This window comes from Gulosibacter sediminis (genome assembly GCF_014904065.1).
GTDB lineage: Bacteria > Actinomycetota > Actinomycetes > Actinomycetales > Microbacteriaceae > Gulosibacter > Gulosibacter sediminis.
In genome coordinates, this window is record NZ_JACXJG010000007.1 from 101212 (window position 1) to 116167 (window position 14956).

Here is a 14956-nt window from a genome sequence, read left to right on the forward strand (position 1 = left end):
GTCGCTACGCGCGCACCATCGCATAGATCGGTGACCGCGACGACGTTGGCGAGGCGCCCGACTCGACCCAGTTTGCCTGGGCCAGCAGCATCGGCAGCACGTGCTGGATCGCGACGTCGCCGCGTCGGGCCCGTTGTACCGGATGCCCCGCGGGCATGCCGGGGCTGCGGCTTGCCTCGAGCAGGGTGTCGTGCAACACGCGGTAGTGCGTCGCCGTGACCGGTTGGCAGGGGTTGCCGTGCAGCATCAGCCGGCCGATGCGCCGGCGCGAATCTCGCAAGTTGATCCACCAGCCGCCCCGGCTGACGACCACCTGGAACGACGAGAGTTCGCCGAGCGGAATCTCGGCGCCGCCAATGATCAGGATGCGCCGACCCGGGTCGAGCGTCACCGGCCGTGGCTGCAGCAGGCGCGCCGCCACGGCCCCAAACAACAGCCCGAGCGGCACTGAAAATGCGGTGCCGATCGCGATGTCGCGCGTGAGCGCTATCACAAAGATGCCGATACCGAGCCACACGAGCAGGGGAGCGAGCACCACCCAATAGACGGGGTGGCAGCCGCGGTTAAAGACCGCGACCGCGGGAGGCACCGGCTGGTACGTCACGCAGCTTCCTCTTCGTTCGGCCGAGTCGGCGGATATCCCTTAGGCTGGTCAACGCTAACAGGCCCGCTGCGGCCTGAAATCGTTGAGTGACCAAGGAAGCCAATTGAGTGAATTCAGTGCGCAGCCGGAGCTGACGCTGTTCCCCGCCGTCGACATCGCCGACGGCAAGGCCGTTCGACTCGTCCAGGGCGAGTCCGACTCGGCCACGAACTACGGCGACCCGGTCGACGCCGCCGCGGACTTCGCCAAGCAGGGTGCCGAATGGATTCACCTCGTTGACCTCGACGCCGCGTTCGGCCGCGGCGAGAACCGTGCGGTCATCCGTCGCGTCATCCGCTCGCTGCGCGACAAGGTGCAGGTCGAGCTCTCGGGCGGCATCCGCGACGATGACTCGCTCGAGCGCGCCGTCGAGATGGGCGTCAAGCGCGTCAACCTCGGCACTGCGGCGCTCGAGAACCCCGAGTGGGCCGCGAACGCCATCAGCCGCTACGGCGAGCTCATCGCGGTCGGCCTGGATGTGCGGGGCACAACCCTCGCCGCGCGCGGCTGGACCCGTGAGGGCGGCGATCTCTGGACGGTCCTCGACCGCCTCGAAGAGGCGAGCTGCGCCCGCTACGTCGTCACCGACGTGACGAAGGACGGCACGCTCAAGGGCCCGAACCTCGACCTGCTCCGCCAGATCCTCGAGCGCACCGACCGCCCGGTCATCGCCTCGGGCGGCGTCGCGAACCTCGACGACATCGCCGCGCTGCGCGAACTCGTGCCGCTCGGACTCGAGGGCGCGATCGTTGGCAAGGCGCTCTACTCGGGCGCGTTCACGCTCCGCCAGGCGCTCGACGTCGCCGGCGACTAGGCGGCGCATCCGACGTGGCTGAGCTTCCCGAGCACCTCAGGGGACACCTCACCGACTCCGCCGGCCAGCCCTGGCAGGGCCGGAGTTTTACCGACAATCGTTGGTCGGACGACGACGGCACCGCGCCGGCCGAGCTCGCGCGGGCGCTTGAGGAGTTTCGCTCGGGCGCGGCTCCCGTTTCGGTGGTCGTTGAGGCGTTGCGCGACACCCGGGTGCTCATCCCACTCGTCGCCGAGCTCGGCGAGGCCGGCGTGAACGACGCTGGCCTGACCGTCGACAAGCACGCCGACCTCTCAATCGTGACGGTCCGCGCGCCCGACGGCCGCGGCATCGTGCCGATGTTCACCTCGGTCGCGGCGATGAGGACGTGGGACCCGGCCGCGCGGCCCGTCCCCGTCGGCTCGCGCCAGGCCGCCCTCGCGGTGGTCGACGAGGGGAGCGAGCTCATCATCCTCGACCCGGGCAGCGAAACCGAGACGGCCATCCGCCGCCCGGGCGTCTGGGCAATCGCCCGTGACCTGCCCTACCAGCTGCCCTGGCAGGACGAGCGCGTCATCGCCTTTGCGAACGAGGTGCTGCAGACCAACCCCGAACTCGCGAGCGTCGACCTCGTGCCGGGCGACCGCGAGTCGCGGCTCGTGGGCCCCGAGGTGCGCCTCGGCCTCTACTTCCAGGCCGACGCCGACGCTGACACGGTGCAGCGGGTGCTCGCGCGCGTGCAGCAGCAAGTCGCCGCGCAGCCCGAGCTCGTCGAGCTCGTCGACACCCTCGAGATCGCGCCGCTGCGCATCGAGTCGCAGCCCGCTCCCGAAAAATCGATACCTTCGGGGGATGCACGGGCACCAAAGGCAGGATTGTTCCGCCGCCTTCGCCGTCGGTAATCTCACCGAGTGACCCCGAACCCGATGCCGCCACAACCGCGCAGCAGCACCAACACTGAGGACCACGTGGAGCAGCCTGACGCCGCGAGCGAACTCCCCGCCCAGCCCGCTACGTTCGCCGGGCTGACGAGCGCGCAGGTCGAAGCCTCGCGGGCCAAGCACGGCCGCAACGAGCTGCCGAGTACCTCGAGCCGCTCGCTCTGGGCGATCCTGCGCACGCACGTGTTCACCCTGTTTAACGGCATTGTGGTCGCCTCGTTCGCGCTGCTCGCGGTGCTCGGTCGGTGGCAGGATGCGGTGTTCGGCTTCTCGGCCATCGCCAACTCGATCATCGGCATCTGGCAGGAATTCTCGGCGAAGCGCCAGCTCGACAACCTGCGGGTGCTCAACGCACCGCACGCCCGCGCCATTCGCGACGGTGAAACCGCCGACCTCATGCGCGAGGACCTCGTCGTCGACGACCTCATCGTCGTACGCGCGGGCGACCAGGTGCCCGCCGACGGCACGGTCATGACGAGCGCGGGCCTGCAGCTCGACGAGTCGCTGCTCACGGGCGAAGAGGATGCGGTCGACAAGCGCCCCGGCGACGAGGTGCTCTCGGGCGCGATCGTTGTCGCCGGCTCAGGCACGGTCCGCGTCACGCGGGTCGGCGCGCACTCCTTCGCCGCGAAGCTCACGGCCGAGGCGAAGCGCTTCTCGCTCGTCAATTCCGAAATCCGCGCCGGCATCAACCGGGTGCTGCGCCTCGTTGCCATCCTGCTGCTGCCGGTGCTGCTGATCTCGATCAACGGTCAGGTGCAGGCGTTCGGCGGCTGGCAGCAGGCGTTCGCTTCGGGCGCCTGGCGCGATGCCGCCGTCGGCGCCGTCGCCGCGGCGATCGCGATGGTGCCGCTCGGCCTCCTGCTCATGACCTCCGTCGCGTTCGCGGCTGGTGCGCTCAAGCTCGGCAGCCGCAAGGTGCTCGTGCAGGAGCTTCACGCCGTCGAGGGTCTCGCCCGCGTCGACGTGCTCTGCTTCGACAAGACTGGCACGCTCACCGAGGGCGGCGTCGCGTTCGATGCTGCGCATCCTGCCCCGGATGCGCGGCCGGGCTGGCAGCACGCCCTCGCCACCATGGCGGCCGACGAGGGCGCGAACGATTCAGCACGCTGCCTCGAGACCGAGTTCACCGCCGACCTCGCGCTGCCGACCGTGGCCGAGGTTCCCTTCACCTCGCAGCGCAAGTGGTCGGCGATTTCACTCGGCGACGATCGCGCCGCGGGCACCTGGATCCTCGGGGCACCCGACATCGTGCTGCGCCTCGAGCACGACGCCGCGCTGCTCGCGCAGGTGACCGAACTCTCTGAGCAGGGGCAGCGCGTGCTCGCACTCTGCTTCAGCGCGGCGGCCCTCGACGGGGCCGAGGTCGAGGCACAGCACTTGCGCGACGACCGCGTCGGTGTCGCGATCATCGCCCTACGCGAGCGGGTGCGCGCGGACGCCGCCGACACCGTGCGGTACTTCACCGACGAGGGCGTGTCCCTCCGCGTCATCTCGGGCGACGATCCGCGCACCGTCACGGCGGTCGCGCGCGGCGTCGGCCTCATCGGCGAGCACGAGTCGGGCATTGACGCCCGCACGCTGCCCGACGACCAGGAGCAGCTGGGCGAGCTCATGGAGACGCATCACGTGTTTGGCCGTGTCACGCCGACGCAGAAGCGGCAGATGGTGCACGCGCTGCAGGCGCGCGGCCGCGTCGTCGCGATGACCGGCGACGGCNGAACGACGTGCTCGCGCTCAAGGATGCCGACCTCGGCATCGCGATGGGCCACGGCTCCGGCGCCTCCCGCGCCGTCTCGCGCATGACGCTGCTCGACAACCAGTTCCAGGCGATGCCGAGCATCGTGCTCGAGGGCCGGCAGGCGATCGCGAACATCGAGCGCCTCGCGAAGCTCTACCTCTCGAAGACCTCGTGGGCCGTGCTCATCGCGCTCATCTTCGGCCTGCTCGCCTGGCCGTACCCGTTCGAGCCGCGGCAGATGGCGCTGCTCGACGGCATCTCGATCGGCTGGCCGGCGTTCGTGCTCGCCCTGCTGCCGAACTCGCGCCGCTATGTTTCGGGATTCTTCCGACGGGCCCTGCAATTCGCCGTGCCCTCAGGCATCGTCATCACGCTGTCACTCATCGCGACACACCTGTTGCTTCAGCGGTTCCCGCAGAGCCTCGAGCAGCAGCAGACGGCGAGCGCGCTCGTGCTCGCGGTCACGAGCCTCTGGGTGCTCGGTCTCGTCTGCAGGCCGTTCCGACCGCTGCTCGCTGCGGTGCTTCTCGGCAGCATCACGGTGCTCATCCTCTGCCTGTTCGTGCCGCTCACCGTATGGTTCTTCGGCTTTGCATGGCCCGACGCCCCGGCGCTCATTGGCATCGCGATCATCACCGTGCTCGGCTGCGTCGCGCTCGAGATCCACGGGCAGTTGCGCCTACGCAGCGAGGCGCGCGAACTCGCGTAGGTTTCGCACCAACCTCGCAACAGCAAAGGCCCCGGCGCGAAGCGCAGCCGGGGCCTGTGTGGTGGGGAGTATTACGCGAAGACGGGGCCGGTGAGGTCTTCGCCCGGGCCCTTGCCGATCGGGTCGGGCACCGGCGAGGCCTCGCGGAACGCGAGCTGGAGCGAGCGCAGGCCGTCGCGCAGTGGGCGCACGTGCTGGTCGCCGAGGAAGGCCATGGATGCGGTGAGCAGCCCCGCGAGCGCCTGGATGATCTTGCGCGCCTCGTCGAGGTCGATGGTCGGGTTCTCGTCTTCGGCCAGGCCAAGGTTCACGGCGGCGGCGCTCATGAGGTGCACCGAGACCGTCGTGATGAGCTCGACCGCCGGCACGTCGGCGATGTCGCGGACCTGGCCATCCAGCTGCCCTTGCAAGTCCTCGTCGAGGGGCGTGGCCTCCGGGTTGACGGGCGAGGCGGGCGTGGCTGAATCGGTCACAGGGGGTTCCTTCCGCAGAAAACTGCTGATAAGCTATTCGCTGGTGTCTGCCTGGCAGACTCTGAGACAAGAGGATTCGTCCCACCCGCGCATACCGCACTAGGTTACCGGGTTTACCACTGGCCCCGCTCGTGCCCATCGCGATGAGCACACCGCAGTACGCTGCGTAGGGGAGTGGCCGCATGTGCGCGGTGTACGCCGGTGAGACGATCTGAAGTTTCACCCCACCCGTGAAGTCATTCACATGCGAACAGAGGAGCCATCCATCAGCGAACCACGCACCAACGACCGGATTCGTGCCAACGAGGTCCGACTTGTCGGCCCTGGCGGCGAACAGGTCGGTGTCGTCAAGATTGAGATCGCGCTGCGCCTCGCGCAGGAAGCCGATCTTGACCTTGTAGAGGTCTCTCCGAACAGCAACCCTCCCGTGGCCAAGATCATGGATTACGGCAAGTTCAAGTACGAGAACGCGCAGAAGGCGAAAGAAGCCCGACGCAATCAGGCGAACACGGTCCTCAAGGAGGTCCGTTTCCGTCTCAAGATCGACGACCACGACTACGAAACCAAACTCAAGCGCGCCATTGGCTTCCTTGAGTCGGGTGACAAGGTCAAAGCAATGATCCAGTTCCGCGGCCGCGAGCAGTCGCGTCCGGAGCTCGGTGTCAAGCTGTTGCAAAAGTTCTCTGAGGATGTCGCCGAGTTCGGCACGGCCGAAAACCGTCCCAAGCAGGACGGCCGGAACATGGTCATGATCGTCGCACCGGTCAAGAACAAGTCCGAAGCAAAGGCCGAGCAGAACGCTCGCCGCAATCAGCAGAAGCAGGCCGCTCGCGCCGCGAAGACTGCCGGGGAAGACGCGGGGTCGACCGACGCCGCCACCACCACGGCAACTGAAACCAAGGAGAACTGATGCCGAAGCAGAAGACCCACTCGGGGTCGAAGAAGCGCTTTAAGCTCACCGGAACCGGCAAGGTCCGTAAGCAGCAGGCTGGCATGCGCCACAACCTCGAGGTGAAGTCGGCCAAGCGCAAGGCTCGCCTCAACCGTGACCAGGTCCTCGCTCCGCAGGACGCGAAGGTCATCAAGAAGCTGCTGGGCAAGTAGCCCGCCCGTCCGTCTGAGATTTAGGAGAACACTGCAATGGCACGTGTGAAGCGGGCAGTAAACGCCCAGAAGAAGCGTCGTACCGTACTTGACCAGGCCTCGGGTTACCGTGGCCAGCGCTCACGCCTTTACCGTAAGGCGAAGGAGCAGGTCATCCACTCGTTCGTGTACAACTACGCCCACCGCAAGGACCGCAAGGGTGACTTCCGTCGCCTGTGGATCCAGCGTATTAACGCGGCGTCGCGTGCGAACGGCCTCACCTACAACCGGTTCATCCAGGGTCTCAACCTGGCCGGCATCGGTGTCGACCGTCGCATCCTCGCTGACCTCGCCGTGAACGAGCCCGCGACCTTCGCCGCGCTCGTCGCGTCGGCCAAGGCCGCCCTCCCGGCGAACACCTCGGCGCCGAAGAACGCCGCGTAGTCAATCGACTTCGCTGACGGGGCGGTCGACCTTCGCGGTCGGCCGCCCCGTTTTCATCCGCAAGACTTTTCAGGAGCCCCGCATGATCGAGTCCGCCAAGAACCAGCGCGTCCGCGACGTCCGCAAGCTCGCGCAGAAGGCGCAACGCACCGAGCGCGGCGAGTTCGTGCTCGAAGGCCCGCAGGCGGTCCGCGAGGGGCTCCTGGCTCGACCCGACCTCATCACGGAGCTCTACGTCACGCCGACCGCGCTCGAGCGACACGATGACATCGCCGAACTCGCCCAGCGCACGGGCCACGAGGTTGTATTCGTCAGCGAAGAGGCGGCCGACGCGATGAGCGACACTCGCACGCCGCAGGGCGTGGTCGCCGTCGCCAAACAGTTCCCGACGGCGCTGAAGCGCATCTTCGAGGGCGAGCCGAAGCTCATCGCGATCCTCGAAGAGGTGCGCGACCCCGGCAATCTCGGCACGATCATCCGCGTCGCCGACTCAGCGGGCGCCGACGCAGTCATCCTCACCGGTCGCACGGTCGACCTCTACAACCCGAAGGTCGTGCGCTCGAGCACGGGCTCGATCTTCCACATCCCGATTGCCGTCGAGGCCGAATTCGACGACGCGGTGGTGCGGGCTCGCCAGGTGGGGATGCGCGTCGTCGCGGCGGATGTGTCGGGCAGCGACCTGCTCGCCGCCCGCGATTCGCTCGCCGAGCCGACCGCTTGGGTGTTTGGCAACGAGGCACGCGGGCTGACCGAGGACCTGCTCGCCCAGGTCGACGACACACTGGTGGTACCGATCTATGGTCAGGCCGAATCGATGAATTTGGCCACGGCCGCGAGCGTGTGCCTCTATGAAAGCGCATTCGCACAGCGACGCGACTGACAAATTGTGTGGAATCCCACGAAATCGATGACGCTTTCGTGGTAACAACTTTGTAACTGACCTCTCGGTTCCCACCCAGGTGTTGCTCAGACAAGTACTGTGGTCGCATGACGCCGGGGTCACCAACACACAGCAATGTCGAATCCCAGCCGCTCGTGCAAATGAACGGCGTGAATAAGTGGTTCGGCGAGAATCACGTACTGAAAGACATCAACACGTCGGTGAATCGTGGTGAGGTGGTCGTCGTTATCGGCCCTTCGGGCTCGGGTAAATCGACGTTCTGCCGCACGATTAATCGCCTCGAGACAATTCAAGAGGGCGAGATTCTCATCGACGGTGTCAAGCTGCCAGAAGAGGGCGCGGGGCTTGCGAAGCTTCGCAGCGACGTCGGCATGGTGTTCCAGTCGTTCAACCTGTTCGCGCACAAGAGCGTGCTCGAGAACGTGACGCTGGCGCAGATCAAGGTGCGCAAGACCTCGAAGGTCGAGGCGGAGAAGCGCGCGATGGAGCTGCTGACGCGAGTCGGCGTGCAGGATCACGCGCAGAAGATGCCCGCCCAGCTCTCGGGTGGCCAGCAGCNAGTGGCGATCGCTCGATCGCTCGCGATGAACCCGAAGCTGATTCTGCTTGACGAGCCGACGAGTGCGCTCGACCCCGAGATGATCAACGAGGTGCTTGACGTCATGGTTTCGCTTGCGAAAGAAGGCATGACGATGGTTGTCGTCACGCACGAAATGGGATTTGCTCGGAAGGCCGCGGATCGCGTGATCTTCATGGCCGACGGCGCAATTGTGGAAGAAGCCGCGCCAGAAGAATTCTTCTCGGCGCCGAAGTCTGATCGAGCAAAGGACTTTCTCTCCAAAATCCTCCGCTAACGGTTGAGTTCAATAGCGAACGCACTGTAGCGCATTCTCAGACCCCCACCTCCAGACCTTTACCGAATCACGACACACGCATACGTGACCCAACGAAGGAGTAACAGTGAAGTTCAAGAAGGCATTTACGGCATTCGCCGGGTTGGCCGCCGCCGCCCTCGTGCTCACCGGCTGCTCGAGCGGCGATAGCTCCGAGCCCGAGGTTGAGTCAGACGTCTCGTTCGAAGAGGGCACGACGATGGCCCAGCTCAACGCCGATCAAAGCATCACCATCGGTGTGAAGTTCGACCAGCCGCTGTTCGGCCTCCAGGGTCCCGACGGCACCCCCGAGGGCTTCGACATCGAGATCGGCAAGATTATCGCGGCGAAGCTTGGCATTCCGGCCGAGAACATCACCTGGACTGAAACGGTCTCGCAGAACCGCGAGCCGTTCATCCAGCAGGGCCAGGTCGACCTCGTCATCGCGACCTACACGATCAACGATGAGCGCAAGGAAGTCATCGACTTCGCCGGCCCGTACTACGTCGCCGGTCAGTCGTTCCTCGTGCCCGAGGGCAACCCGCTTGGAATTGACGGCAGCGACCCCGAGTCGGTGGGCGACGCGACGATCTGCACCGTGACCGGCTCGACTTCGGAGGACAACATCCGCGAGTACACCGACAACGTCATCACGGTCGACAAGTACTCCGACTGCCTCGAGCCGATCCGCACCGGTGAGGCAGACGCGCTCACAACCGACAACGTGATCCTGGCGGGTCTCGTCGACCAGAACGAGGGCGAGTTCGAGGTCACCGAGGGCACGTTCACCGAGGAGCCCTACGGCATCGGCCTCGAGAAGGGCGACCAGGAGTTCCGCGACTTCATCAACGACACCCTCGAGGAGTCGTACAGCGACGGTGCATGGGAGGCCGCCTGGACCTCCACGGTCGGTGACATCCTCCCGACGCCGGAGCCCCCGGCAGTCGACCGCTACTAGGACGACCACTACCGATCGGTAGTTCCCAACTTGCGTGAGGCGGTGCCGAACACGGCACTGGCACCGCCTCGCGCATCCATTCTTCACCAACGCGCGAACGGGACTCGATGGAAGCGATCATCTCGAACTTCGGCTACGTGCTCGAAGGCTTCGGCACCACGGTGTTGCTGCTGATCTACGGCGGCATCGGCGCCTCGATCATCGGCATGCTCGTCGCCTTCATGCGGATCTCGCCCATCGGCGCCCTTCGCGTCACCGCGACTGCATACACCGAGCTCGTGCGTAACACCCCGCTCACGCTGGTGTTCTTCCTCATCATCATCGTGCTGCCGGTGCTCCAACTCGGCGTGCCATCGTTTACCGGCGCGATCATCGCGCTGTCGGTCTACACCTCGCCGTTCGTGGCCGAGGCGCTGCGCTCCGGCATCAACGGTGTTCCGCTCGGGCAAGCCGAGGCCGCCCGTTCACTCGGCCTGAATTTCTCGCAGACGGTGTTCTCGATCATCATGCCGCAGGCGCTGCGCATGGTCGTGCCCCCGCTCATCAATGTCTTTATCGCCCTGACGAAGAACTCCTCAGTCGCCTCGGGTTTCCGCGTGGTCGAACTCGTCGCGGTCTCGAAGGTCCTCGCGAACCAAAACGGTGACCAGGTCATTCCGCTGCTCATCGGCATCGCGTTGTTCTACCTCGTCATCACCATCCCACTCGGTCTCGTCGCCGGGTACATCGAGCGAAAGGTGGCGGTGCTGCGATGAGCGCCTCAGTTCTCTACGACGCCCCCGGCCCGAAGACCCGGCGCACTTCGAACATCATCTCGGCCATCGTCACGGCTGCGGTCGTGATCCTGCTCGGTTGGTTCATCTTTACGCTCGGGCAGCCGCGCACCACCGCGAATGGCGCCGAACTCGTGGGTCTCTGGGATGCGTCGCGCTGGGACATCTTCTTCGACCCCGACGAAGCGGCGGAGCTCTGGCAGGGCCTGCTCTGGCGCGGCCTCGTGCTCGGCACCCTGCGCGCTGCCGGCCTCGCCGCCGTGCTGGCACTCATCCTCGGTTTCCTCTTCGCGCTCGGCCGCATGGCGCGCCACGCGTGGATCCGAATCCCCGTCACGATCGTGCTCGAGTTCTTCCGCGGCATGCCGGTGCTGCTCATGATGCTGTTCATCATGCTCGGCCTCTCAGTCGGCGCGTATCCCGCGGTCGTTGGTGCCCTCGCGATCTACAACGGCGCGATCATCGGGGAGGCACTGCGCAGCGGCGTCGCCGCGCTGCCACGCGGTCAGGGCGAGGCGTCGCTGTCGCTCGGCATGACGCGCATGCAGACGCGCTTCCTCATCGAGTTCCCGCAGGCGTTCCGCCAGATGCTGCCGATCATCGTTGCTCAGCTCGTCGTGCTGCTCAAGGACACCTCCCTCGCCTACATCGTCGCGTACCCCGAGCTACTGCGCACTTCGACGACGATGAAGGACTACTACGGCTCGGGTACCTACTCGTTCTCGTTCTTCTTCGTCACGCTCGTGATCTACCTCGCGGTCAACCTCACACTGAGCTGGGTGGCCCGCCGACTCGCGCGCAACCGCTCGGGCCAGGCAGTTGGTGCCCGCCGACGCGGCAACAAGAGTCGCGGTGCGGCCCCGACCCCGCCACCCGGCCAGATTGGCGTCGACACTTCGCTACTCTCGATCGGGCAGCCCGACGGCATGACGGGGCGCAGTCGCCCCGACACCGGCAAGTAGGCTGGCCGGCCGCTAGGATTGTCGGGTGAGTCAAGAACATCCGATTACTCCCGAAGCGGTCGGTGACGCCGAGCAGTCTGCGCTCGCCGCGATCGCCCAAGCAGCTGATGCTGCCGCCCTCAAGCAGGTGCGCGCCGAACACCTCGGCGAAGCCTCGGCGCTCGCGAAGCTGAACGCCGCAATGCGCGATGTGCCGAACGACCAGAAGAAAGAGGCCGGCAAGCTCGTGGGCCAGGCCCGCGGCCGCGTGAACCAGGCCTTCGCATCCCGTGAGGGCGAGCTGGCCGAGGCCGAGGCGGCGGCGCGACTCGAGTCCGAGCGCGTTGACGTGACCGCGTTCCACGAGCGTGAGCGCAACGGTGCACGGCATCCCCTCACGATGCTCCGCGACCGCGTGAGCGAGATCTTCATGGGCATGGGCTGGGACATCGTCGACGGCCCCGAGCTCGAGAGCGAGTGGTACAACTTCGACTCGCTCAACTTCGACGCCGACCACCCGGCCCGCGCGCTGCAAGACACCTTCTTCGTCGACCCGGTCGACCGTCACCTGCTCATGCGCACGCACACCTCACCGCTGCAGATGCGCTCGATGCTCGACCGCGGCGCGCCGCTCTACGTGCTCGCCCCGGGCCGCACGTACCGCACCGACGAACTCGACGCGACGCACACACCGGTGTTCACGCAGTTCGAGGGCATCGCGATTGACCGCGATCTCTCGATGGCACACCTGCGCGGCACGCTCGAGCACTTCGCTCGCCAGATGTTTGGCGATGAGGCGAAGATTCGCCTGCGCAACAACTACTTCCCCTTCACCGAGCCGAGCGCCGAGATGGACATCTGGCACCCGCTCGCGAAGGGCGGCCCGCGCTGGATCGAGTGGGGCGGCTGCGGCATGGTGCACCCGAACGTCATTAAGGCAGCCGGGCTCGACCCCGAGGAGTTCCGTGGCTTCGCGTTCGGTATGGGCGTGGAGCGCACGCTCATGTTCCGCAATGACCTCACCGACATGCACGACATCGTTGAGGGTGACGTGCGCTTCAGCGAACAGTTTGGAATGGTGATTTAGGGATGCGTATTCCTCTGTCTTGGCTGCGCGACTACGTTGATGTCGCGGCCGACGCGACGCCGCAGGATGTGCTCGACGCGTTCGTGAGCGTCGGATTCGAAGACGAAGCGATTCACGGCGGCGAGCTCACGGGCCCGATCGTTGTCGGTGAGGTACTCGAGCGCGAGCCCGAGCCGCAGAAGAACGGCAAGACGATCAACTGGTGCCAGGTGCGCGTCGCGCCCGAGGGCGAGTCGGCGGCCGATGGCGGTGCCGACGTGCGCGGCATCGTCTGTGGTGCGCAGAACTTTGAGGTGGGTGACCGCGTCGTCGTTACGCTGCCCGGCGCCGTGCTCCCCGGTGACTTCCGCATCGCTGCCCGCAAGACGTACGGTCACACCTCCGACGGCATGATGGCCTCGCAGCGCGAGCTTGGCCTCGGCGACNCATGACGGCATTATCGTGCTCGGCAAGCTCGGGCTCGAGGCCGAGATCGGAACGCCTGCGCTGCCGCTGTTCGGCCTCGACGACATCGCCGTCGAGGTCAACGTCACGCCCGACCGCGGCTATGCGATGTCGCTGCGCGGCCTCGCTCGCGAGTTCTCGCACGCGACCGGCGGGGCGTTCCGCGACCCCGCCCTGCGTCCCGAGCTCGACGCGATTGGCGCGCAGGCGCTCGCGGCCTCTGCCGACGCGGCGCGCGTCCCCGTGACCGTCGCCGACGAGCTCGCCGTGCGCGAGCAGCCACTCAGCGAGGTGTTCGCGGGCGTCGTCGTGACTGGCGTCGATGGCACGCGACCCAGCCCGAGCTGGCTGTCGGGTCGCCTGCGGCTTGCGGGCATCCGTTCGCTCGGTCTGCTTATCGACATCACGAACTACGTCATGCTCGAGCTCGGCCAGCCGATCCACGGCTACGACCTCGACCAGCTGCGCGGCGGCATCCACGTGCGTCGCGCGACGGCGGGGGAGCGACTCACGACCCTCGACGGCCGCGACCGCGAGCTGTCCGACGAAGATATTCTCATCACCGACGACCGCGGGCCGATCGGCCTTGCGGGCGTGATGGGCGGCGCCGAGACCGAGCTCTCGAACGAGACGAAGAACGTGTTCATCGAGGCGGCGACGTTTGCGTCGGTCTCGATCGCCCGCACCGCTCGCCGGCACAAGCTGCCATCGGAGGCCTCGCGCCGCTTCGAGCGGGGCGTCGACGGCTCGGTGACGGCGAAGGCCGCGGCCCGTGTCGCCGAGTTGCTCGTCGAGCTCGCCGGTGGCACCGTCGAGGCCGCGGGCAGCGTGCTCGGCGAGGCCGCGCGCCCCGCGCCCATCACGCTGCCGGTCGAACTTCCGGCGAAGCTCATGGGCGTCGACTATGACCGCAACGAGGTCGTGGCGTCGCTCGAGGCCGTCGGCTGCGAGGTCGAGGGCGACGACGTGCTCACGGTTACTCCGCCGACGTGGCGCGGCGACCTCACCGAGCCCGTGACCCTCGTCGAGGAGGTCGGCCGTCTTGGTGGCTTCGACCGCATCCCCTCGGTCGTGCCGCAGGCGACGAGCGGCCGCGGGCCGAGCCGAGAGCAGGCGCTGCGTCGCCAGCTCTCTGACGTGCTCGCCGCCGCCGGCGCCGTCGAGGTGCTCTCGTACCCGTTCGTGACCGAGGAAGAGAACGTGCTGTTCGACTCGGCCGACGGCACCCCGGTGCCCTCGGTGAAGCTCGCGAACGCGATGGACGCGAAGACCGCCTGGCTGCGTCGCAGTATTCTGCCCGGCCTCGCCGGTGTCGCGCACCGCAATGTGTCGCGCGGCCGCCCGAGCTTCGCGGTGTTTGAGCTCGGCCGGGTGTTCCGCCCGGTCGCCGGCGTCGAGTACGGCGTCGCCGAGCTCCCGCCGGTCGCGCAGCGCCCGAGCGCCGAGAAGCTTGCCGAGCTCAATGCGGGCATCCCGCCACAGCCGTACTCGCTGTCGCTGCTGCTGGTCGGCGAGCGCACGGCGAAGCAGCCCGGCCTCGACGCCGTGGCCTACAGCTGGCACGATGCCCTCGAGTACCTCGACCGCATCTCGCTCGCGACGGCTGCCGAGTTCCGCGTTCGTCAGGGTTCGCACGGCGCGTTCCACCCCGGCCGCTGTGCCGAGGTGTTCGTGATCGATGCCGCGGGCGACGAGCACGCGATCGGTTTTGCCGGCGAGCTGCACCCCGACGTGGCCGAGGCCCACGACCTGCCGCGCGTGGTCGGCGCCGTCGAACTCGATGTGGATGCGCTGCTCGCGCACTCCGAGCGGCACGTTTCGGCGGGCACGATCGTCGGTTTCCCTGCCGCGACCCAGGATCTCTCGCTGGTTGTCGCGCGCGAGGTTCCCGCGGCCGACGTGCGTGACGCCGTACGCGAGGGCGCGGGCGAGCTGCTCGAGGNACATCCGCCTCGTCGACGACTACCGCGGCCGCGGGCTCGAAGAGACCGAAAAGTCGCTCACCTTCGCACTGCGCTTCCGCGCCGACGACCGCACGCTGACCGCCGCCGAGGCCACCGAAGCCAAGGAGGCTGGCGCGGCGAAGGCGGCCGAGCGCTTCGGCGCGAAGATCCGCGCCTAGCTACCGCCAGAACGCAACTGCGGGCCGGATG

Annotated in this window: 15 protein-coding genes and 1 pseudogene; 14 read left to right on the top strand and 2 right to left on the bottom strand. The window is 67.1% G+C overall.

The features are described from left to right. Positions 1-4 precede the first annotated feature (4 nt). Complete coding sequence (locus tag ID132_RS04445; protein ID WP_125107251.1) at positions 5-604, bottom strand: hypothetical protein; 600 nt, start codon at positions 602-604, stop codon at positions 5-7. 103 nt (positions 605-707) lie between these two features. Here ID132_RS04445 and priA point away from each other — a divergent pair, with 103 nt between their 5' ends. From priA to ID132_RS13610, 4 genes are all read left to right on the top strand, one after another. After that, positions 708-1457 (top strand): bifunctional 1-(5-phosphoribosyl)-5-((5-phosphoribosylamino)methylideneamino)imidazole-4-carboxamide isomerase/phosphoribosylanthranilate isomerase PriA, encoded by a 750-nt coding sequence (priA, locus tag ID132_RS04450; RefSeq protein WP_125107252.1) that lies wholly within the window; start codon positions 708-710, stop codon positions 1455-1457. A 14-nt stretch (positions 1458-1471) separates the two neighbouring features. Beyond that, positions 1472-2338: an SseB family protein gene (locus tag ID132_RS04455; RefSeq protein WP_193127947.1), complete on the top strand. Its 867-nt coding sequence runs from the start codon at positions 1472-1474 to the stop codon at positions 2336-2338. A gap of 24 nt (positions 2339-2362) precedes the next feature. Beyond that, on the top strand, positions 2363-4183 hold the full coding sequence (locus tag ID132_RS04460; RefSeq protein ID WP_235988304.1) for an HAD-IC family P-type ATPase: 1821 nt from the start codon (positions 2363-2365) through the stop codon (positions 4181-4183). Beyond that, a complete protein-coding gene (locus ID132_RS13610; protein WP_235988293.1) occupies positions 4105-4827 on the top strand; it encodes a hypothetical protein in 723 nt (240 codons plus the stop codon). Before ID132_RS04460 ends, ID132_RS13610 begins: the two co-directional genes overlap by 79 nt. Before the next feature lie 71 nt (positions 4828-4898). Here ID132_RS13610 and ID132_RS04465 read toward each other — a convergent pair whose 3' ends face one another. After that, positions 4899-5300, bottom strand: a complete 402-nt coding sequence (locus ID132_RS04465; RefSeq protein WP_125107254.1) for a DUF1844 domain-containing protein — start codon at positions 5298-5300, stop codon at positions 4899-4901. 244 nt (positions 5301-5544) lie between these two features. Between ID132_RS04465 and infC the strand changes: the two genes are divergently transcribed. From infC to pheT, 10 genes and pseudogenes are all read left to right on the top strand, one after another. Continuing rightward, positions 5545-6210: a translation initiation factor IF-3 gene (gene infC, locus ID132_RS04470; protein ID WP_125107255.1), complete on the top strand. Its 666-nt coding sequence runs from the start codon at positions 5545-5547 to the stop codon at positions 6208-6210. Further along, positions 6210-6404: a 50S ribosomal protein L35 gene (rpmI, locus tag ID132_RS04475; RefSeq protein WP_125107256.1), complete on the top strand. Its 195-nt coding sequence runs from the start codon at positions 6210-6212 to the stop codon at positions 6402-6404. Before infC ends, rpmI begins: the two co-directional genes overlap by 1 nt. Positions 6405-6440: 36 nt before the next feature. After that, positions 6441-6827: a 50S ribosomal protein L20 gene (rplT, locus tag ID132_RS04480; RefSeq protein ID WP_125107257.1), complete on the top strand. Its 387-nt coding sequence runs from the start codon at positions 6441-6443 to the stop codon at positions 6825-6827. Between the two features lie 82 nt (positions 6828-6909). Beyond that, positions 6910-7707, top strand: a complete 798-nt coding sequence (locus tag ID132_RS04485) for a TrmH family RNA methyltransferase (RefSeq protein ID WP_125107258.1) — start codon at positions 6910-6912, stop codon at positions 7705-7707. Between the two features lie 107 nt (positions 7708-7814). Next, on the top strand, positions 7815-8582 hold the full coding sequence (locus ID132_RS04490) for an amino acid ABC transporter ATP-binding protein (protein ID WP_328743677.1): 768 nt from the start codon (positions 7815-7817) through the stop codon (positions 8580-8582). 106 nt (positions 8583-8688) lie between these two features. After that, positions 8689-9558: a glutamate ABC transporter substrate-binding protein gene (locus tag ID132_RS04495; RefSeq protein ID WP_328743678.1), complete on the top strand. Its 870-nt coding sequence runs from the start codon at positions 8689-8691 to the stop codon at positions 9556-9558. A gap of 107 nt (positions 9559-9665) precedes the next feature. Continuing rightward, positions 9666-10313, top strand: coding sequence for an amino acid ABC transporter permease (locus tag ID132_RS04500; protein ID WP_193127949.1), 648 nt, complete (start codon positions 9666-9668; stop codon positions 10311-10313). Further along, positions 10310-11293 carry an amino acid ABC transporter permease gene (locus ID132_RS04505; protein ID WP_125107261.1) on the top strand — a complete coding sequence of 328 codons (984 nt, stop codon included), beginning with the start codon at positions 10310-10312 and terminating at the stop codon, positions 11291-11293. The genes ID132_RS04500 and ID132_RS04505 overlap by 4 nt, the downstream gene beginning before the upstream one ends. A 25-nt stretch (positions 11294-11318) precedes the next feature. Continuing rightward, complete coding sequence (pheS, locus tag ID132_RS04510; protein ID WP_125107262.1) at positions 11319-12359, top strand: phenylalanine--tRNA ligase subunit alpha; 1041 nt, start codon at positions 11319-11321, stop codon at positions 12357-12359. Positions 12360-12361: 2 nt separating this feature from the next. Next, positions 12362-14925, top strand: a pseudogene (gene pheT, locus ID132_RS04515) (phenylalanine--tRNA ligase subunit beta). Positions 14926-14956 lie beyond the last annotated feature (31 nt).

Excerpts from the sequence above, each read along its gene's own strand:
- infC (WP_125107255.1), top strand. The coding sequence starts at position 5,545 with ATGCGAACAGAGGAGCCATCCATCAGCGAACCACGCACCAACGACCGG.
- rpmI (WP_125107256.1), top strand. The coding sequence starts at position 6,210 with ATGCCGAAGCAGAAGACCCACTCGGGGTCGAAGAAGCGCTTTAAGCTC.
- rplT (WP_125107257.1), top strand. The coding sequence starts at position 6,441 with ATGGCACGTGTGAAGCGGGCAGTAAACGCCCAGAAGAAGCGTCGTACC.
- ID132_RS04485 (WP_125107258.1), top strand. The coding sequence starts at position 6,910 with ATGATCGAGTCCGCCAAGAACCAGCGCGTCCGCGACGTCCGCAAGCTC.
- ID132_RS04500 (WP_193127949.1), top strand. The coding sequence starts at position 9,666 with ATGGAAGCGATCATCTCGAACTTCGGCTACGTGCTCGAAGGCTTCGGC.
- ID132_RS04505 (WP_125107261.1), top strand. The coding sequence starts at position 10,310 with ATGAGCGCCTCAGTTCTCTACGACGCCCCCGGCCCGAAGACCCGGCGC.